This is a genomic window from Pseudomonas sp. HP_14, assembly GCF_055283875.1.
Window position 1 is genome coordinate 52,530 of sequence record NZ_JBTOQI010000003.1, and the last position, 19,940, is coordinate 72,469.

16 protein-coding genes are annotated in these 19,940 nt (G+C 58.2%); 3 read left to right on the forward strand and 13 right to left on the reverse strand.

Annotated elements, in window-relative coordinates; genetic code table 11:
• The 4 genes from ACYASS_RS03445 to ACYASS_RS03460 all read right to left on the reverse strand — a co-directional run bounded on the left by ACYASS_RS03445 (position 1) and on the right by ACYASS_RS03460 (position 4,663).
• Positions 1-2,181 (reverse strand): TonB-dependent siderophore receptor, encoded by a 2,181-nt coding sequence (locus ACYASS_RS03445; protein WP_463585100.1) that lies wholly within the window; start codon positions 2,179-2,181, stop codon positions 1-3.
• A 221-nt stretch (positions 2,182-2,402) separates the two neighbouring features.
• Complete coding sequence (locus ACYASS_RS03450; RefSeq protein WP_463585101.1) at positions 2,403-2,951, reverse strand: GNAT family N-acetyltransferase; 549 nt, start codon at positions 2,949-2,951, stop codon at positions 2,403-2,405.
• 114 nt (positions 2,952-3,065) lie between these two features.
• Positions 3,066-3,971, reverse strand: a complete 906-nt coding sequence (locus ACYASS_RS03455; protein WP_463585102.1) for a hypothetical protein — start codon at positions 3,969-3,971, stop codon at positions 3,066-3,068.
• Entirely contained in the window at positions 3,971-4,663 is a 693-nt protein-coding gene (locus ACYASS_RS03460; RefSeq protein ID WP_243245943.1) for a hypothetical protein, read from the reverse strand. The genes ACYASS_RS03455 and ACYASS_RS03460 overlap by 1 nt, the downstream gene beginning before the upstream one ends.
• A gap of 386 nt (positions 4,664-5,049) precedes the next feature.
• Between ACYASS_RS03460 and ACYASS_RS03465 the strand changes: the two genes are divergently transcribed.
• Complete coding sequence (locus ACYASS_RS03465; protein WP_243245940.1) at positions 5,050-5,478, forward strand: DUF2231 domain-containing protein; 429 nt, start codon at positions 5,050-5,052, stop codon at positions 5,476-5,478.
• Positions 5,475-6,767: a PQQ-dependent sugar dehydrogenase gene (locus ACYASS_RS03470; protein WP_463585103.1), complete on the forward strand. Its 1,293-nt coding sequence runs from the start codon at positions 5,475-5,477 to the stop codon at positions 6,765-6,767. Before ACYASS_RS03465 ends, ACYASS_RS03470 begins: the two co-directional genes overlap by 4 nt.
• A 263-nt stretch (positions 6,768-7,030) precedes the next feature.
• Here the strand turns inward: ACYASS_RS03470 and ACYASS_RS03475 are convergent, their stop codons facing one another.
• The 6 genes from ACYASS_RS03475 to ACYASS_RS03500 form a co-directional block, all read right to left on the reverse strand.
• On the reverse strand, positions 7,031-9,451 hold the full coding sequence (locus ACYASS_RS03475) for a TonB-dependent siderophore receptor (RefSeq protein ID WP_463585104.1): 2,421 nt from the start codon (positions 9,449-9,451) through the stop codon (positions 7,031-7,033).
• Between the two features lie 241 nt (positions 9,452-9,692).
• A complete protein-coding gene (locus tag ACYASS_RS03480) occupies positions 9,693-10,658 on the reverse strand; it encodes a FecR family protein (RefSeq protein WP_463585105.1) in 966 nt (321 codons plus the stop codon).
• A gap of 112 nt (positions 10,659-10,770) precedes the next feature.
• Positions 10,771-11,268, reverse strand: a complete 498-nt coding sequence (locus tag ACYASS_RS03485) for an RNA polymerase sigma factor (protein WP_463585106.1) — start codon at positions 11,266-11,268, stop codon at positions 10,771-10,773.
• Positions 11,269-11,368: 100 nt separating this feature from the next.
• Entirely contained in the window at positions 11,369-14,332 is a 2,964-nt protein-coding gene (locus ACYASS_RS03490; RefSeq protein ID WP_463585107.1) for a PAS domain-containing hybrid sensor histidine kinase/response regulator, read from the reverse strand.
• Positions 14,333-14,705: 373 nt separating this feature from the next.
• Positions 14,706-15,041: a hypothetical protein gene (locus ACYASS_RS03495; protein WP_122664785.1), complete on the reverse strand. Its 336-nt coding sequence runs from the start codon at positions 15,039-15,041 to the stop codon at positions 14,706-14,708.
• Between the two features lie 157 nt (positions 15,042-15,198).
• The gene (locus ACYASS_RS03500) at positions 15,199-16,377 is read right to left on the reverse strand and encodes a GGDEF domain-containing protein (protein WP_463585108.1); all 1,179 of its coding nucleotides are present in this window, start codon (positions 16,375-16,377) and stop codon (positions 15,199-15,201) included.
• A gap of 220 nt (positions 16,378-16,597) precedes the next feature.
• Here ACYASS_RS03500 and ACYASS_RS03505 point away from each other — a divergent pair, with 220 nt between their 5' ends.
• On the forward strand, positions 16,598-16,807 hold the full coding sequence (locus ACYASS_RS03505) for a hypervirulence associated TUDOR domain-containing protein (RefSeq protein ID WP_243245930.1): 210 nt from the start codon (positions 16,598-16,600) through the stop codon (positions 16,805-16,807).
• A 119-nt stretch (positions 16,808-16,926) separates the two neighbouring features.
• On the opposite strand, the gene ACYASS_RS03510 is transcribed toward ACYASS_RS03505, so the two are convergent.
• The 3 genes from ACYASS_RS03510 to ACYASS_RS03520 form a co-directional block, all read right to left on the reverse strand.
• A complete protein-coding gene (locus ACYASS_RS03510) occupies positions 16,927-17,601 on the reverse strand; it encodes an NADPH-dependent F420 reductase (RefSeq protein ID WP_463585109.1) in 675 nt (224 codons plus the stop codon).
• 99 nt (positions 17,602-17,700) lie between these two features.
• Positions 17,701-18,879 (reverse strand): MFS transporter, encoded by a 1,179-nt coding sequence (locus tag ACYASS_RS03515; RefSeq protein WP_463585110.1) that lies wholly within the window; start codon positions 18,877-18,879, stop codon positions 17,701-17,703.
• A 112-nt stretch (positions 18,880-18,991) separates the two neighbouring features.
• On the reverse strand, positions 18,992-19,870 hold the full coding sequence (locus tag ACYASS_RS03520; RefSeq protein WP_463585111.1) for an EthD domain-containing protein: 879 nt from the start codon (positions 19,868-19,870) through the stop codon (positions 18,992-18,994).
• Positions 19,871-19,940 lie beyond the last annotated feature (70 nt).

Here is a 19,940-nt window from a genome sequence, read left to right on the forward strand (position 1 = left end):
TCAGAAGCTGTATTTAGCCGTCAGCATCATGTTACGTGGCGTGCCATAGCTGTCGCCGCCGTAGTCTGAGGAGTTGGCGATGGTTGAGTAGTACTTGCGGTCGAAGACGTTGTTGGCGTTGAGCTGCAGGTCCAGGTGCTTGTTGACCTGGTAGCCCGCCATCAGGTCGGTGATGGCGTAGCCGCCCTGTTCCAGTCGATAGCTACCGCCATCGGCCAGGGCGATGTCGTTGTACATGCGGCTCTGCCAGGAGACGTTGCCGCCGACGCGCAGTTTCTCCAGCGGGCCCTGGAAGTGATAACTGGTGGTCAGCTTGAACAGGTGCTCAGGCAGGTCAGTGTCAAATTGCTTGTTGACCTTGCTCGGGTCTGCCGCATCCTTGACGGTATGCGTACGAGCATAGGTGTAGCCACCGCCAACTTGCCAGTTTTCGGTCAGCGCACCTTGCAGTTCGAAGTCGACACCCTGGCTGCGAATTTCGCCGGAGGCTTCAGAGCAAGAGGATTGCGGGCAGTCTGGCGTCACCACGGTAACCGCGCGGTTTTCCTGATCTACACGAAACAGCGCCATGCTCGCGTTAAGGGCACCGTCGAAGTATTCGCCTTTGATGCCGATCTCGTAGTTTTTGCCTACGATCGGTTTCAGTGGAGTGCCGGAAGTGTCTTTGGCGCTCTGTGGCGTGAAGATATCGCTGTAGCTGACATAGACCGAGTGGTGATCATCAAGGTCGTAGATCAGACCGGCATAACGCGTAACGTTGCGGGTGACCTTGTAGTCGCCGTCGCCATCACGGTTGTCGTAGTCATACCAGTCCAGGCGGCCACCGAGGATCAGCTTCAGCGGATCGGCGAGGCTCAGGCGGGTGGTCATGTACACGCCATCCTGAGTCGTCACTTCGCGTCCGGTTGTGGTGTGGACGAAGTCGGGCTTGCCCGCACTGAGCGGCCAGTAGAAGTAGTTGAACGGGTCGTAGTCCTGGGTCGTCATGTCGTAAATGCGCTTGCTTGCACCCACTACCAGTTCATGTGTCCGCCCGAACGCTTCAAACGGACCACTGACGAAAGCGTCCAGACCGGCCTGATTCTCATCATTGGCGGCTTGGTAAACCGTGCGCTGCAGCGTCCTGTCGGCGGCCCAGCGTGACTGGTACGAGCCGGAGAATAGTGCGTTCTGTTCGGCGTAATTGGCGTTGATCTGAAGTTTCCAGTCATTGGCCAGACGCTGACGCAGCTCGGCAAAAACGGTGTTGATTTCCTGATCCTTGTTCTCCCAGTCGGTGCCGGGGTTGTACGAACGCGGCAGGTCCAGGTGATGGCCATTCTCGCCAATCATCGCTGAACCCCAGAAGTAGTTGGTCTTGTCCTTCTGATGAGAGAAGCCCACTGTCAACGTAGTGTCATCGCTCAAGTCCGCTTCTGTGACGGCGTAGAACAGACCGTGGTCCTCTTCTGCGCCATCAATGAAACTGTTGGCGTCGCGGTACGAGGCGACGACACGGCCGCGCAGGGTGCCGCTGTCGTTGAGCGGGCTGGAGGCATCCAGCTCACCGCGATAGTCATCCCAGCTGCCAGCAGCGCCGGTCAGGGTGACTTTCTGCTCGGCCAATGGACGCTTGCGCACCAGGTTGATCGCTGCTGAAGGGTTACCTGCGCCGGTGACCAGACCGGTCGCGCCGCGAACCACCTCAACCCTGTCGAACATCGCGAGGTTAGGCTGTGCACCGACCGACACGCCGTTATAGCCGCTCGGGATGCCGTCGTACATGAGGTTGTCGATGTCGAAGCCGCGTGACGTGTAGGACTGTCGACCTGGGCCGTTGGAGTAATTGAGGAATAACCCCGGAGAGGCTCTGACTACATCGTTGATGCTGGTCATGGCCTGATCGTCCATGCGCTGACGGGTAATGACGGTGACAGCCTGAGGTGTTTCGCGCATGGTCAGCGGCAGCTTGGTGGCTGTCGACATTGCGCCGGTGGTGTACGAACTGGAGCCTTCGGTGGTGCTGCCCAATTGGCTTGAGGTGATTTCGCTGGCGCCCAGTTCTACCGTGGTCGGGCTGGATTGCGCCTGCGCTTCGCTGCTGTCATCGGCCATCGCCGGAGTCAGGGTGGCCATGCAGATGGCCATTGCCAGAAGATTGCGTGACGGGCTGAAACAGTGCAGCGGGGTAGAGCGGGACATGACTAACTTCCTGTTAAAACGATGAGATCAATGCTTATGAGAATTATTAGCATTCATTTTGTCAGGAATTTAAATCACGTAACAGCTTGATACGGAAAATATTTATCAATGATGGCTGGCACATGGCCTGCTCAGGCGGGGTTGTAACAAAGCCAGCCAACAATTTGGCGCGGGACGCCTCGACGCCTTCAAGTGCACAGGCGTATTGCAGGGACAGGGCCTCACGCGTTGTTTTGTAGCCACTCGGAGCGTGTCATTTCCCAAATCTCCTTGAGCATAGGCCCGGAGACGAAATGCCCTTCCTGCGTGTCCACCAGCCGCATGCCTTCGCGCTGTGAAACTTTACGCGACGCTTGGTTGCCCAGCGCTTTGGGGACCTGCATAAGCGGGCGGGCCAACGTCTCAAACCAATAGGCGTTAATGACCTGACACGCTTCGTGTATGTAGCCTTGCCCCTGCCATTGGGGCGCGAGCCAGAAGCCACGGTTGTTACCCGGCTGATCGTACAGGCTGATGCTGCCGATGCTCTGGGTCGGTTCCGCACTCAAGCGGATCATCCAGTGCCACTCACGCCCGGACGCGATCGCAGGAAGCACAACGTCACGTACATAGGTCAGCGCACCGTCAGCCGGATAAGGCCACGGCACACGGCTGTCGAGGTAACGGACCACTTCCCAGTGCGGGAACAACTGCTGGATTGCATGCGCATCACTCAGTTGCAGAGGCGTGAGTATCAGGCGGGGGGTGTGAAGGGCAGGAGGGCATTCCATGGCGCGGGGTCCTTAGCGATCGGTATCAGGTATCTCCTGAACACTTTCGCAGAACCGCAGCGCGCCTGTCGAATGTCAGTTTCTTACGCATGCATACATAGCGAAGGACGTGTGCTAGTGCCCGTACACCGTCTTCAACTGGGCCGCAGTCAACGCATCTTCAAACGGTACGGGCACTGATTTTACCGAACCGTAAAGGTTGCGATAACGCCAGTAACTGCCGTTGTTGGCCAGTTGATAACCACGCTCGACCACACGCTGGCCATCCAGCACATAACGCAAGGTTTCTTGAGCAGCTTCAGGTGGTGCTGGCAGCATCAGGTCGGCGTTCAGCACACGCATCGATTCATCGATGCATTCGTCGAGGACCGCAGTGACTTGCGCCAGATCCAGCGAGCCATCATCAACGCAGCGTTTGCCGCAGCGTCGAATGGGCTGGCTGGTGACTTCGATACGCATGCGGTACAACGCCGAACCGGCAATGTCTTGCACCTGCACCTGATTGATCAGCACAAAACTGCCGCGATCAGGCGTGAGCATCAGCTTCGGCTCGATTACCAAACGTGCGCTGACATTGCCTGCCCCTTGTTTGAGACCGGCGTCCAGCGACGCTTTTTGAAAACGCTGCTGCAACCGCTCCTGCAACGGTATGCCGGCGAGTAGCTCGGCCAGAGGCCGCGACTCATTGGCTGCGGCCTTTTCCGCGTCCCGCTGCAGGCTACCGCTGCCCATCTGAGTGTTGATCAGACTGGCAACGAGCAAGCCCGGCAACCCGACAGCGCCCGAACCTGCGACCAGGTTATGGCTGGAGGACGCGGCTTTTTTCGCGGCTTCGGCGTCGACCACGGTGCTGGCCCCGACAAATGCCTGCGGCAGTTGCATGTCGACTTTGACGCCGTGTGTCTGCACGTAGGACGCCGCGCTCTGAGACTTGAAGCCAGTCTCAGGCGCCGGTTTCTGCGCACAACCGCCGAGCATCAGCAGGGCCAGTGCGGTGGCCGCGATCAGTAAACCTTTCATCATTCGAACGGGGTGATCATGTGCTGACGGCTCGTGTCCATCGCCTGATAGAACGCGTTGGTCAGATTGGTATACGTGGGCTCGTCCCACTCGCCCTGAGCGGCCTGTACAACGGCAAACGGCTTGAACCACAGCAGTTTATTGTCAGCCAGGTCGACCACCATGCCTTGGCCGCCCACCTGAGCCATCGGTACGCTGGTAGGCACGATGCTGTAATAGCTTCGGGTGGCTCCAGTGCCCTGGATGTTGATCAATAGCAAACGATCTACGCCATAAGCTGCCTTGATCGGGCTCAGGTCGCGGATGGTATAGCCCTCGCGGAAACTGATTTCCTTGTAGGTCTTCAGGTCCACTGGTTCGTTGATGCGCTTGGCTTTGTAGCCCTTGGCCTGCAACTTGGCAACGATGGCATCCGGCAGTGTATTGAGGTCACGCACCTGCCATTTTTCGACATTCCCGCTGAGCTTGCTGTTCATGCCGGTGTTAATGGCCAAATCCAGAAGCCCCTGATTGCCGGTCAAGACCAGAGCAGGCTCAGGCACTACGTTGATCGCCACGCCGATAACCGGCTCTTTGGCATCCCAGAATTGCTTATCAAGCGCTACCGGTGGTTGAACGTGGGCGCAACCGGTGAGTGTCAGGCAGGCAAGCAACGTCAGGGCTGCCCAGGTGCGAAGCGTGTAAAAAGACATGAATCAAGTCCCTATGATTAAAAACGATGCTGTCTGTGTCGGCAGCAGTGTTGATAACAGTAGTGGCACTTTGATATTTTTTTGCGTGATGGTGATTGCTGACCCTCTCAGCTCCCACGGGTAAGGTGTGACCCGCGATTGTGGCGACGTCGTGGGTCCGGCCGGGCGACGTTCTGCTTTAGCGGGAAAACGGTATCCCTGACAGTCTCGACGTGAAAGCGAGAGAAGCTTTCTTTCAATTACTTTTTCAAAATATTTCGTCACGAACTTCAGTGAACTAACGCTCTTGCAAGACGATCCTTTTCTTTGCGCAGTCAGCGCGATCCTGTCTGCCAGTGCATCTGCGCTGAGTATCAGGCCGGATCGTTCAACGATAAGGAGCCGCCGTGACCGTTACCACTCAACCCTTATACCGGACCACTCCAAGTCCGCTTCATGCGATCTTGCTAGGCGGTACCGTCCCGCTGTTTCTCGGTGCTTTGCTGAGTGACATTGCTTACGCCCAGACCTACCAGATTCAATGGGCCAACTTTGCCTCGTGGCTGATCGCCGGAGGTCTGCTGTTCTGTGGCCTGGCGTTGTTGTTTGCGCTGGTCAATCTGATCCGTGCGGACCATAAGGCAGGGCGTCCTGTTGCGTATTTCCTGCTACTGCTCGCCACTTGGGCGTTGGGTCTGCTGAACGCGTTTGAGCATGCGAAAGACGCTTGGGCGATGATGCCCACGGGTCTGATTTTGTCGGTCGTCGTGACACTGTTGTCCGTTATTGCTGCATGGACCGGCCTCACCAATCTGCGTTCAGGAGGTGCGGAATGAAGCATTCAGGCGCACTGACTCTTATCAGCGTGGCATTGTTGTTGAGTGCTTGTGGTGGCGACGGAGAAAGCACTCAGGCACGTGGTCCGGATCCGAAGTTGCCCGAGCCGCAACGCACGCTTTTGCCCAGCATGAAGATCGCTGAGCCTGTGGCATGGGGTGATCAGAAGCCCACCGTTCCCGAGGGCTTCAGCATCAGCGCAATTGCGACTGACCTGAGGATTCCGCGGCAGACGCTGGTCCTGCCCAACGGCGATATTCTGGTTGCAGAAGGGCGTGGCGGCAGTGCAGCCAAGCTCAAGCCCAAGGATGTGATCGCCAGCGTGATCAAGGCAAAGGGCAACACGCAGGTTAAAGGCGGCAACCGTCTGACCTTGTTGCGGGATGCCGATGGCGACGGCGCTTATGAGTTGAAGACGGTCTTTGCTGAAAACCTCAACGCGCCGTATGGCCTGGCGTTTGCCGATGGCAAGCTGTACGTGGCCAATCAGGATGCACTGGTCCGCTTCGATTATCAGGACGGCCAGACCAAAGCCAGTGGCGCGCCGACCACGATCACTGAGCTGCCTTCGCAGATCAACCATCACTGGACCAAAGCACTGACGGTCAGCGAGGACGGGCGCACCCTGTATGTGGGCATCGGCTCGAACAGCAACGTCACCGAGCGTGGCATGGAAGTCGAGATTGATCGGGCGATGGTCTGGCAAATCGATGCCGAGACAGGCGCGCACAAGCCATATGCAACGGGCCTGCGGAACCCGACAGCGTTGACCATTCAGCCCGAAACCGGGCAGTTGTGGACGGTGGTCAATGAGCGTGACGAGCTGGGGCCTGATCTGGTTCCGGATTATCTGACTTCGGTGAAGGAGGGCGGTTTCTACGGCTGGCCTTACAGCTATTGGGGCCAGAATGTTGACTCTCGCGCGCAGCCGCAGAATCCGGACAAGGTTGCCTCGGCGATCAAACCTGATTACAGCCTGGGTTCGCACGTGGCCGCACTGGGTGTCGACTTTTCCATCCCGGCCATGGGTGATAAATTCGCCAACGGCGTATTTGTTGGCGAGCATGGCAGCTGGAACCGTCCCAATCCGGTGGGTTACAAGGTGATTTTCGTGCCGTTCAACGACGGTCGTCCTGCAGGTGAGCCGGTTGATTTCGCGACGGGCTTCCGTGGCGCTGACGGCAAAACCCGCGGTCGACCTGTCGGGGTCACGGTGGACCCGAAAGGTGCGCTGATCATTGCTGACGACCTCGCCAATACGGTCTGGCGAGTGACGCGTAACCGTTGAGCCTGGTGCCCCGAGGTGGATGATCGCCTCGGGGCGTTTCTGCACGGTCACCCAGCAAATAATTGATCTGTAGGAGTGAGCGTGCTCGCGCGGGCGTCCGGTGAGACGCTATCGTCGTAACCTATCTATCGCTATCGCGACCAAGCTCACTCCTACAGAAAAAATTATTTAATTCAGATAGTTATTTTATGTTTGATGAGAGCCGCCGATTCGAGTTTGCTGCGCGACACTGCTATGCAATTCTCGAAGAAGTCGCCATCAACTCAATACTTCCAGGTCACCGAAGCCGTCAGGTTCCTTGGTGCACCATAGTTAGTGGAGCCCGCCGATTGATACAGCGAAAGCAGGTACTTCTGATCGGTGACGTTATTCAGGTTCAATGACGTGCTCCAGTGTTCATCGAAGTCGTAGCTGCCCATCAGGTCGACCAGCGCGTAGGCCTCTTGCTTGACCCTGCTGTTGGTGTCGACTTCAGTCCCGCTTTGCCACTGGATGCGAGTCCCGACCCTGGCCTGGGGCATGCCGGGTAGCCGGTAGGTCAGGCTGCCGCGCAAGACGTGGTCAGGGATGTACTTGCGTGCTTCATCACCATCCGCGTCTTCGATCCGTACAAAGGTATAGCCCGCAGCCAGTTCCAGGCCTGGCAATGCCTCGCCGGAAGCTTGCAGCTCGACACCACGGCTTTTGAAGTCGGCACCTCGATAAACGTATTGGCCATTCACGATCTGACCGGTGAGTTCAGCAACGTTTTGCTGATCGGTTTTGAACACCGCTGCGGTGACGGTCAGTCGCTCTTCGAGCAGGCGTCCTTTCACGCCGACTTCAGTGCTTTTACCCTCTAGAGGCTCGATAACTCCGCCACTGGTGCTGCGCACGTATTGTGGCTTGAAGATCTCGGTCCAGCTGGTATAGAGACTCCATTGCGGGGTGAGGTCATACACCAGACCGGTGTAAGGCGTCACTTTGCCGTGCACCCGGGTATCGTGCGGCGCTCCATAGCCAGCACCTTCGCCATCGGCACTGAGCATGCGGGCTCCGGCAATCCAGTGCAGATCATCGGCGAGGCTGAACCGTGCACCGGCGAACAGGCTTTTCTGACGGTCGCTGAAGAGCTGGGTGTTCAGGTCGTTGGTAAAGTCAAAGGCCGGTTGCACCACGGTGCCCGCCAGGGCGTCCGCAAGGCTGGCGTTGATAAAGCCAGCCGCATCCCGATAGTGGCCGCGCTCCTTATGACGAGTGCGGCCGTAGTTGGCACCGACCGTCAACTCATGTTCGCGCCCCAGAAAATTGAATGGCCCGGACAACTGAGCCTCGCCGATAACCTGGTGTTCGGTACTGGTGGTGCGGTTGACGTAGGCAAAAACGTCAGTCGCCGTCGCCGGGATGGCGTACAGCATCTTTGTGTCCTGATGCTGGCTAACGCCGGTCAGGGTGATCTTGCTGTGCCAGCCGTTATCGAATTCGTGGGTCAGCTCGGCGAAGGCGCGTTTGGTGTGGATGTCCCAGTAGGTCCAGGGTTGACCGATGCTGGAGCTGCGGCTGCTGTAATGAATGCGATTGCCCGCGAAATCGGCGATGGGCAGGGCGCCCCAGGTGCTGCCGTTCGAATAGCTGTCTTGCTGGGAAAAGCCTACGGTCAGCGTGTCGGCGTCCGACAGGTCGAATGCCAGCAGACCTGCCGCCACATTGACCTCGTGGCTGTATTGGTCGAGATAGGAATTGCCTTTGTCGTGTGCCGTGATGAAGCGGCCGCGCACATTGCCGCTATCTGTCAGCGGGCCGGAGACATCCAGGCCCAGGCGACGGTTGTCCCAGGAACCGGCACTGGCGTCGATTTTCGCCTGAAATGTATCGGTAGGGCGCTTGCGGACGAAATTCACTGTTGCCGACGGGTTGCCTGCACCACTCATGAGCCCGTTGGCACCGTGCAATACATCGATCTGTTCGAACTCGGTCATGTCCTGATCGCCGAGCAGCACGCCGCCGGAGAACGGCATGCCCATGCCGTCATATTCGAAGTTATCGATCGTGAAACCGCGAGAGGTAAAGGCCGTGCGGTCAGTCTCGAATTGTTCGACGGTGACTGACGGCGCGCTGCGCAAGGCTTCTTTGACGCTGTTGAGCTGGAAGTCGTCCATTTGCTCGCGGGTCACAACAGTCACCGCTTGCGGCGTTTCCTTGTCGCTCAGGCCCAGCCGTGTGGTGCTGGAAACCGGCTTGCCCTGATAGCCCACACTCTGGAGAGAGTCTTGTGTGCTGCGCGACTGAATCTGCGTGGCGGGCAGGTTCATTTCGTTGGCGACGTCAGGGCGGGCAACGGGCACCAGGTATACCGTTACCGCGTCGGTACGGGCGAAACTATAACCGCTGCCTTGCAGCAGGCTCGCCAATCCCTCTTCGGCCGAGTAGCTGCCAACCACTGCACTGCTGCGCAAACTGGCATCGAGGTTGCCATCGAGCAGGACGTTTTGCCCGGTTTGCTGGCTAAACACCAACAGGGCCTGACGCAACTGTTGCGCCGGAATGTTGAGTGACAGCTTGTCCATGGTGCTGCCAGCGCTGTTGCCTGGCGCAGCATGCGCCTGAACGGCCCCTACGAGCAGCGTGCAGGCGAGTACTGCGCCATGGGCGCCCAGTCGCCATTGCGCGCCGTTTTTGCGTTCAGGATTGTGGTGCTTTGCCATTCAGGTTGTTCCCTATGAGATGCGCACGGATATGCGAACAGCTATCAGTCACATCTAAGACGGATGACCTTTGGCAATACCTGAAGGTGTTTTGAAAAATTTATCGCAGGTTTCTGCCGGGGGCAGAGATTGATGATTGGAAAAGTATTTTGGGGGCCGGCTGCCACCGTGAGGGCGGTATTTCTACCGACCTGTTTTCGGTAACTGTGCCGACCTCTTCCCGGCTGAAGCCGGTCCCTCGTCAGGCCGCATGAATGACGGTCACCAGATCGGTGTACGTCGTCATGCGTACTGAGAGGGCCTTGGAAAGAACATCAAGCATTTGCTCAGGCCGATTCAGATTGAGGATCAGGCTGACTCGTCGTGCTGCAAGCTGCTGGTCAGCGATGAATATTTTGCCTTCGCGCCATCGTTGAAGCTCACTGACGACCGCGCTTAACGGCTTGTCGAAGAACACCAGCCGACCGCTACGCCAGGCGAGGACCTGGTCCAGTTCCGCGCGCTGAATAGCGCCCGTTTGATTGGCGCTGAACCGTAATGACAGGCCCTCTCCCAGATCTGTTTGCTGGCTCGATGTGACCACGCGTACCGTATGCCGACTCACCGTCAGCATCGTTGTTGTGCTGTCGCATGACACGCAGAGCTCGCTGTCGTTAGTCAGAATCTGGCCCGCATCGGTTCTGATCGAGAGTTCACCCGCAGTACTGGGCACGACGTTGAAAAATGCCTCGCCTTGCAGCAATTCCACGGCACGCTGTGTTGGGGAAATGTTCAGATTCAGCGCGGTGTTGCCCGCGAGTTCAACGGTGGACCCGTCAGCCAGACGCACCGTTCGCCGCTCACCTACCGCGGTTCGCACGTCTGCAAAAGGTGATGCTGCGCCTTTGAGCCAGAACGTCGTTGCGCTCGTGCTGACCGCCGCCGCACAGGCTGCGACGCCCAAACCGACAAAGCGGCGCCGGGATAACCGGGCGCTGACTGCAGGCGGATTCGGTTGGATGAGAAGGGCAGAGGCGGCCCATAAACTTTCCAGTTGCGCATACGCCTGTGCATGCAGGGGATCAGCCTCAAGCCACTTTGCCAACGCCTTTCGCTCGGCGGCTGTGGGTGATCCGCCATGCATCAACGCAAACCACGTGCTGGCCTGATGGCTGACGTCATCAGGCTGCGCAGCGGACGGGTGAAGAATCGGAGGTTCAACGCTCATAGGTCAATCAATTCAAGGCAGGACTGTGCTGGCGCCAGATTGTAATCCAGCATGAGGGCGTAAGTCCGCTGCCCGGTCGTCTGCTCACTCGGGTTCAAGCCATTGAAGGCGATCACTCGGACATCCCTAACTTCAACAAGTCCAGGGCTCTGACCATGCGGCTGAAAGCGGTTTTCGAAGAAATCCCGAGGCGTTCACCGATCTCGACGTAGGTCAGGCCTTCAACCCGCACCATCAAAAATACCTCACGACAAGGCTCAGGCATGTTCTGAATCACGTCGTTCAAGGCTGACAGTTGCTGATTTGCGATGGCGGCTTGTTCAAGTGTCGGCGTTTGCGGTTCGGCGTCGTTCATCTCCTGCTGTTCGAGCGGCTCGACCTTTCGATGCTCCTGGCGTCGGGTGTGGTCGATAAACAGATTGCGAGCACTGGAGAACAGGTAAGCGCGGAAGTTTTCTATGCGCGTACGGCTCATCTGTTCGGACAGCCGGATGAAGGTGTCCTGAGTCAGGTCGGCAGCAGTCTCTTTGCAGCGCAAGCGACGATCCAGGTAAGCCTGAATTTCTCCGCGATGGGCGAGATATAACGCCTTGAGATCTGAGCCGGACATGAAGCCACCTTAACTGGCATGGGAGCAAGCGCGGCAAAATATCACAAATGAGAATCATTTGCTCTAGTTGGCAAGTATCGTCAGGTACGGCCAGGCTTAGCTACGAACTGATGAGCTCCCGCACGCGTAAAGTGAGGGTGTCAATCGCAAAGGGTTTGGTCAGCACCTGCATGCCGGGGCCTAACTGCTCGTCGCCAATGGCCGCGTTTTCTGCGTATCCGGTGATGAACAGGGTTTTCAGCGCAGGCCTGACCTCGCGCCCTGCATCGGCCATCTGCCTGCCGTTCATGCCCCCCGGTAGCCCGACATCGGTTATCAGCAGGTCGATGTGGACATCGGAGCGCAGTACTTTGAGCCCGGCGACGCTGTCACCTGCCTCAATGATTCGATAGTTGAGCTCGCTCAGCACGTCCATGAGCAACATACGAACCGTTGGTTCGTCATCGACGATCAGAATGGTCTCGCCGAAATCTGCTGACGGTATTGAAGTCTTGTCTGCTTCGCTAGCATCCTCGGCGGCCTCGCCATCGTAACGCGGCAGGTAAATGCCAATAGTCGTACCCACACCCACCTGCGAGTGGATACGCACCTGGCCACCTGACTGCTTGGCGAATCCATAGATCATTGACAGGCCCAGGCCGGTGCCTTGACCAATCGGTTTGGTGGTGAAGAAGGGGTCGAACGCTTTGGCGATGACTTCTGGCGGCATGCCGGTCCCGGTGTCTGTGACAGTCAGTGCCAGATACTGACCCTCAGGCATTTCGTTCGCGCGGGCCGTGTCATGGTCCATCGTCATATTGGCTGTTTCGATTCTGATGCATCCGCCGTCCGGCATCGCATCACGGGCATTGATGCACAGATTGAGAAGGGCATTTTCAAGCTGACTGGCGTCCACCAGGGTGGGCCATACGCTCGCTGCACCGACGGTTTCCAGGGCGATGCCCGGGCCGACAGTACGTTTGATGAGTTCGCCCATGCCTTCCATCAGCCTGTTTACATCGGTCGGTCGCGGATCGAGGGTTTGCCTGCGGGAAAACGCAAGAAGGCGGTGAGTCAACGCTGCTGCGCGTTTTGCTGCACCCTGCGCAGTCGTGATGTACTTCTCTGTTTCCGTCCAGCGACCCTGAGCGATTCGGGTACCCATCAACTCCAGAGCCCCGGAAATACCGGCCAGCAAATTGTTGAAATCGTGCGCCAGGCCGCCCGTCAACTGGCCGACAGCCTCCATCTTCTGCGACTGCCGCAGTTTCTCTTCCGCCTGCATCAGTTCGACGGTGCGTTCTGCCACACGTTGTTCCAGTGTTTCGTTGAGCGCACGCAGGGCTGCGGTTGCGCGGTCGCGTTCGGCCTCTATGGAGCGTCGTCGTTCCACGTCGATCACCACGCCTGGCAGGCTGAGCGGGCTGCCGTCTTCGGCCAGATCAACCCGTCCGTTCGCCTCGATCCAGTAGTACCGACCATCTGCGCGACGCACGCGGTATTGGTGGGCATAAGCCCCACCCCTGATGGTGGCCTCCTTGATTGCCTGCTCCAGTGCTTCCTTGTCTTCAGGGTGAACGGTCGCGACGACCTGTTCCATACTCAACCCTTCAAGGCCCAGCTCAGGATCAATGCCAAAGGCCCGAGAGAAAGCTTCGTCGATGGTGAAACGGTCGTCGGGAATGCTCCAGTGCCACGTACCGATAATTGCACCCGCCGCGAGCGCCAGTTGCACGCGCTCCACGTTTTGCCGCGCTACGGCCTCGCTGATGCGTAGACGTTCCTGCGCATTGCGCCGTTCGGTGACGTCACTGAAGATGATCGCGATCTGTCGATCGGCCAGATTGCCGACGCTAACGGCGCGAACGTCAAACCAGCGCTTGAACGCTTCGGCATAGTTTTCGAACGTGGCGGGTTCGCCGGTTTTTGCGACATGCCCGTAGGTTTCAAACCAGAAGCGTTCTAGATCCGGGGCAAACTCGGTCACCCACTTGCCGCGCAGGTTGACCCCGGCCTGGCGTTCGAAAGCGGGGTTTGCTTCGACAAACCGGTAATCGACAGGTTGGTCGTCGGCATCGAACTTCACCTGAACAATGGCAAAGGCCGACTCGACCGTCTCGAGGATCTTGCGGAAGCGTTCCTCGCTCTGGCGCAAGGCGGTTTCTGCAGTGCGCATCCGTGACAGGTCAAGCATGGCACCGATCATGCGCACTGCCTGGCCCTCGGCGTTGCGGATCACGTGCCCACGGTCCAGAACATCGGCGTAGGAGCCGTCCCGACGCTGAAAACGGTATTCTTCTGTCCAGCCGCTGCCAGTGCTGTCGATCAAGGCATGGATCGAGTTATAGATGCGCGGCTGGTCGTCGGGATGAATCTGGGCAATCCACCACTCACCCGAGGTGTCGATTGACCCCAGTGGATGCCCGTAGGCTTCCTCCAGCGCTTCGTTCCAAAGCACATGGTTGGCTTGCAAGTCCCAGTCCCAGATCGCATCGTTGGTGGCTTTCGCTGCCAGGCGATAGCGCTCCTGGGTTTCTTCGATGGCGACGCCTGCGAGGTGCTCGCTGGTGCGATCACGCAGTATTTTGACGAAGCCAAGGTGAACGTTGTCGTCGTCATAGAGCGGCATCATCTCACCAGATGCCCAGAAACGTTGATGACCTTTGCGCAGATGCCAGCGTTCATCCAGCGCACGACCTTCCTGAAGGGCGTGGCGCATCTCCCGTTCGATCTGGCCGCTGACCCGGTCCGTTTCGGTGAAGAACCGTTCGGCCGTCTGGCCAAGCATTTCTTCGCTGGCCCAGCCCAGGACCAACTCGGCACCGGGGTTCCAGTCGGTAATAACACCGGCAGGATTGGTCACGATCATGGCGATATCGATAGCGCTTTCGAAGATTGCTTGCTGGCGCGTTTCGCTGTTGGCAACCGTTGCCTGGTCGGCCTCTGGCTCAGGGGATGAATTGCCTGATGCGGCATGAGTGGTGCTCGGTTCAGCCTGCTGCGGTGGGTCGATGCCTGCGTCTTCAAGGGCTTTGCGCAAGCGCACGACTTCAGCCTCAAGCTGTTCTCGAGTCAGGTCTTTCAACGGTTTATCCACTTTCGCATTGTTGTTCCCAGGTCACCGTATCAGATGCAGAAGCATTGGCCGTTTGCACGGCCAAACCCGCAGCGCTGCCACTCTTGGCCCTGCGCCTGCGTTCACTGGAAGGACTGCATGGATAAGGCCGCGAATCCGTTTATGACCGGTACACCCTTCGGTCGGTTCCAGGCCTGCCATGAATGACTGAAACCTGTGATATCGGGCCGCAATAGAGTGCGTCTTACGCGCGATCCGGGAGAGGGACCGTAGAACGAAAAAACGCCGCTTTCTCTGTATCGAGAAAAGCGGCGTTTTCTTTAGACGAATAAGCAGTGCTGCATGATTCGTCTACTCAATGCTGAACAAACCTGCGCACTTTTTATTGTGCGTTTTTCAGCTTGATCACGTCACCGGAGATAGTGGTGGTGTAACCGCTCAGGATCCAGGCCCAGAACCAGTTTTCCTGGACTTGGGTGTTGATCATCGCATCGCCGCCTTTAGCGTTGATCGCGGAAGTCTGGGCGCGTACGAAGCGGCTGTTCTGGCGAATAGGGATAATGCCGAACAACATCAGGCCGGTGGCGCTTGCCTCACTGTGACCCAGTACGGTGTATTGGTTGCTGTCATAGTGCGGGGATTTGATGGCGGTACCGGTGCAACCTGCCAGGGCGAGACCGAGAACGGCAGATGCGGCAACTTTACTGATGTACTTCATTGAAAACTCCATAGCCTAGAATCCCGGGATCCAATTTCGCGGGGGCGACACTCTAACCGCACCTCTTACAGATTGGAACGATCCTTCCTACAGAGAGCGAGGCCATGTAAACATTTACAGCTCTTCATGGGGGCGACCTGGTCGCCCCGGGCTGCCGCTAATTTGCCTGGAGGGACTCGCGAATCCCTGCGGTTTGATCGACCAGCCGAACACTGTCGCGCCCTTCACGTTTTGAGGTGTACAGCGCAGCATCGCCTTGTTCGATCAACGCCGCGAGGCTGACGGGCGGTTGGTCAAACAGGTTCGCGCCGATGCTTAACGTCACCGCCTGGGGCGTGTTGAACGTTTGTGAAGTAGCGTTATGAAACTGGCTGCGCAGCGCATTGCCCAGTTCAAGAATGCGGTCACGAGAAGCGTTATTGAGCAGAATGACGAACTCGTCACCGCCCAGTCGTGCTGCCAGGGAGCCTTGGGGCAGGTTTGAGCGGATCATCTCACTCAGCGTAATGAGCAAGCGGTCGCCAGCGGTGTGGCCGAACAGGTCGTTAACCAGTTTGAAGTTATCGATATCGATCAGCAGCAAAGCGCCGGGTCGAGTGCTTGTAACTTGATCCAGCAGCCGCTGTGCCCGTACTTCAAGGGCGCGGCGGTTGTACAGGGCGGTCAAAGGGTCGCGGGCGGCCAGCCGGGCGATGCGCATTTCCCGGCGATAGCGCTCAGTCCCGGTCATGGAGAGTGCAATAAGCATGATCGCCATCGCCCCTTCAACCAGTGATATCTGAATGATCTCGCCGCGAAACGCCGCAAGGTCGATCAACGTGCCTGGTACCAGAGGCGGTATCGCCTTGGCCACATAGAACAGGCCATGAATGAGCAGCACATAACGCAGTTGTACCGCCCCGACACTGAGTGATCTGCCGTGGGGGCGCAGGAGCAAGCTGGCTCTTAGCGTGAGCAGGGCCACCAGCAGTGAGTTGGCCACCAGCATGACTTTCGACCACGCCGGATCGCTTGGTAACAAAAGCAGGGCTAGCCAGGCGACGGGGATCAACAACCAGGCGCGCGACAGGCGTACTTCGGTAAAACGCGCCACACCCGCCAGAAAAAGCCAGTGCGCCGCCACCAGCAAGCCGTTGGCAAACCAGATGCCGATCAACAAAAAACCGCTCATGCGCAGCAGGGCGAGGGTGGAACCGATGCTGATCGTCGCAAAACCGGCGCTCCAGTAGAGCAGCGAGGATTCACGAACGCTGCGCCATTCGACCGCTAGGTACAAGGCAGCGGCCGCCGCAAGGGCGATGGTAAGGATGAGCAGCGTGGGTGGGTCGAGCGCCATGGACTGACTGGCCTTTCTGGTGAGCGATAAAGGGCGGGATTGTAAGCGTTCGGACGGATTTTTCAGAGCGCTACTGTCGGGTATTGGGCGGTTGCTGGACCAGTGGTGCCATCATCGTGAATTTCCGGGGCCTACAGGTCTCTACAGGAAAGGCGTCGGTAAGGCTGGACGCTGCCCCAATGGCCGTGCGCACCTTATGGAATCAGACCGGGAGAGCTTGATGACCACCACTTTCAAGAGCGGCGATGCCGTCAGCTGGAACTCAGAGGCGGGTGAAATCCATGGCAAGGTGACCAAGGTCCACGTCAAGGATGTTGAATTCATGGGCAAACATCGGCCCGCGTCGAAAGAGCATCCGCAATATGAGGTCAAAAGCGACAAGACTGGCCATCTGGCAATGCATCACGGCAGCGCGCTTAGCCGTCGGTGAGGTGAGATGTCAGATCCAGTATCAGGCGGCCAGTCCCACGAAAGCCCATTATCCAGCAGGTTATGTTTTGTCTGACTGAAGTGGTTGATGCCGGGAATGACCTGACCTTGACGCTGCGACTAGAGGCCGAGCCGTTGCTTGAGTTCGGCCTCATTCCAGACGCCGCTGGCCGGTCCTCCTGGCAGACCTTCGTTGGCTCGGGCCAGCGGCAGCATCACTGGAGTGAACCCTGCGTCGCGCACCAGTCTGGCACCCACCTCGCGGGCCTTGGCGTCATCGGCAAAGGTCGGGATCGCCTTGTTCTTGCCCGACTGGCTCTCCATGGCCGCGTAACCGATGGCGTTGAAGGCCCGAACCAGATGCACGTTCGGCAGATACTCCCGGTCGGCTGATGCCACACCTTGGTCAAGCGCTTTGCGTCCTGTGTCTCCATCGCGGCCGCTGAAGGGGTTGCTGGCGCTGAGCACGACTTTGCCGTTCAGTTTGTCCTTCAGTTGTTCTGAAAGCGTCGGCATTGCTCCATACGGAACCGTCAAGACGATCACATCACCCCATGCGGCAGCATCACTGACCGAACCCGCTCGTGTGTTGGGGCCTGCGGTCTTCACCAGGTCGGTAAGTTCTGTGGGGTGCCGTGAGGAAAACATTACCGAATGGCCTGCTTTGGCCCACAGCGTGCCCAGCGTTCCACCGACGTTACCTGCACCGATCACGCTGATCTTGAGGGGCTCGGCCAGCACCTGGCTACTGAACAGGACAAGACCTGCAAACGCTGACAAAAGGTGTCTGAACATGTTCTCTACTCCGGTTTGGAAAAGTCATTTATCCACCCTAGTAGAGGCAGCCGCCAAACGAAAGCTCACATGAGTCCAGCGCCGTTGTGCAGCCGAGCTTTACGCGCAGGGCCTTGCCACTTCACGTGCAGCCATCGGCCGCGCCAGGCTCAGCAACCCCAGTAATGCCAGTCCCGCGCCTACCCACAATGGGGCTCGCAGGCCATAACCGGCATCGATGGCGGTGCCGCCGCCCCAACTGCCCAATGCCAGGCCAGCCGTGATCACCGACGTATGCAGGGTGTTCACCAATGCACCGGGCTCTGCGGCTTTCATCACTCGCGCGACCATCGCCGGATTCAGCGCCACGCCCGTCAGGCCCAGTGTGATAAAGCAGGTCAGGTTCAACCAGAGGTGATCGCCCGCCAACGCAAAGCCGCTTAACGCCAGTACCAGCAAAAGCAGGCCCCAGCCCAGTGCGGGAAGGGTGTAGCGATCCGCAATGCGGCCCACAACCATGTTCCCCAGCAAGTTAGCGACGCCATACAAGGCCAGTAAGGGCGCCACGTGGCCTGGCGCGATGCCGACTTCTTCAATCAGGATCGGGGTGCAATAACTGAATGCGGCAAAGGTGGCGCCGATAATCAGCCCGCTGGTGATATAGGCGGCCCACAGGCTGCGGTTTTTCAAGGCGTCCCATTGACGGCTCAGTGCCGGTTCGCTGCCGGCTTCGCTGACGGGCAAACGTACTGCGGCCAATACGCTGCAGATCAGCGCCAGCAACACGACCAGCCACGAACTGGCTCGCCAGCCAAAATGCTGCTCGACCCAAGCGGTCAATGGCACGCCGGCAACCGGCGAAAGCATCAATCCTGCCAGCACCACTGAAACCGCTCTGCCGCGGAACTGCGGCGCAACCAATCCGGCACAGACGGTCATGCACAGCCCGATACAGGCGGCGCTGGACACACCCATGAGAATTCGCGCCAGGGCCAGCACCGTGTAGCTCGCCGCCATGGCGGCCAGAATACCGGCAGCCACATAGACCGCCAGTAGCCCCACCAATGCGCGCTTGTTGCTGATGCCTCGGCTCAGCAATAACACCGTGACCGGAGGCCCACCCAATGCCATGCCCAAGGCATAGAACGCAATGAGATTACCCACTTGCGCCAGACTGACCGAAAAGGCATCGGCCAAGGCTGGCATCATCCCGGCAACCATGAATTCGGCAGTTACCAGAGAGAAAATCGTCAACCCCAGCAGGTAGACGGTGGAGGGCAGTTTGGCGTGGGCGGTCATGGGCGTCTCAGGTATTCACAAAGGCCGCTACCCTAGGGATTGTTGATCAAATGGTCAAATAACCGTTGGGCATAGGCTCATGCTTTGGCGTCCAGATAGAGCGTGGCCCTTGTTAGACGTCTGCCAGGGTTCCCTTTAATAGCAAGTGCTCAACCTCTGGCGTGCGCTGGTTGATGGCTCCCAGATAATCGATCAGTTCTGCCGCCCGGCTGCCGCGCAAGCCTGCCGTCGTGAGGTTGCCGTCACGTACATAGGTGTAGAGCCCGGACACGGCGAAGGCTTTCAGTTGGGCAATGTGTTTGCCTTGGGCTTGCAGTGTGGCCGTGAATAACGGGCTGTCGAAAAAACGGCGTCGGGCCAGCGGGCTTTCGAACGCTATCTCCATGATTGCAAGCTCCGCCCGCGCGGGCACCGCGTGATGAGCGACGTTGGGTGCAGGTGGGTGCATGCCGTCGTTGTTGAACGGTTGGCACAGGTGCATGGTTAGTTTCAGCACCTCATCGGCACGAGCCAATGCCTTGGCCAGATCGTTGCTCAAGTAGTCGTGCAATTGCGCGAGACTGGTGCGAGGACTGAAGTGTACATGGATGCGATCCAGGCAATCCCGACCGTTGAACCTGTCATCGTTCAGGCGGTTAACCAGAGTCGTCGAACCTTTCGGCAAATCGTAGGCGAGGGTTTCCTCGAACATGTTCTGTTCGTCAGAGAAGAGTATCGAGCTGGCTTGCTGAAACTGCTTCTGGTCCTGGGCTGAAGCGAAGCCGATCTCGACTCCGCCATCCAGTTCGTAATCGGCTATTTCCTCAACGTCATCGGCCAACGGCCAAAGGTGAGCGTCCTGATTTCGGGAAAAGTGGTGCTGGATATACAAACCGAGCCCGGGCAGTCGGGAGCAGAGCGGGCCATGCACATCGCGCCAGTAGGTGGCGAAGATTTCATGTGGCACGCGCTCGCGTCGTTTCACGGTGGTATAGCTGTTGATCTCGATCATGATTCACCTCAAGCAGGAAAATATTCGCATGAAGGTGAGAGTGGGCCTGTTTTCAGTCGTTCGGTTTATC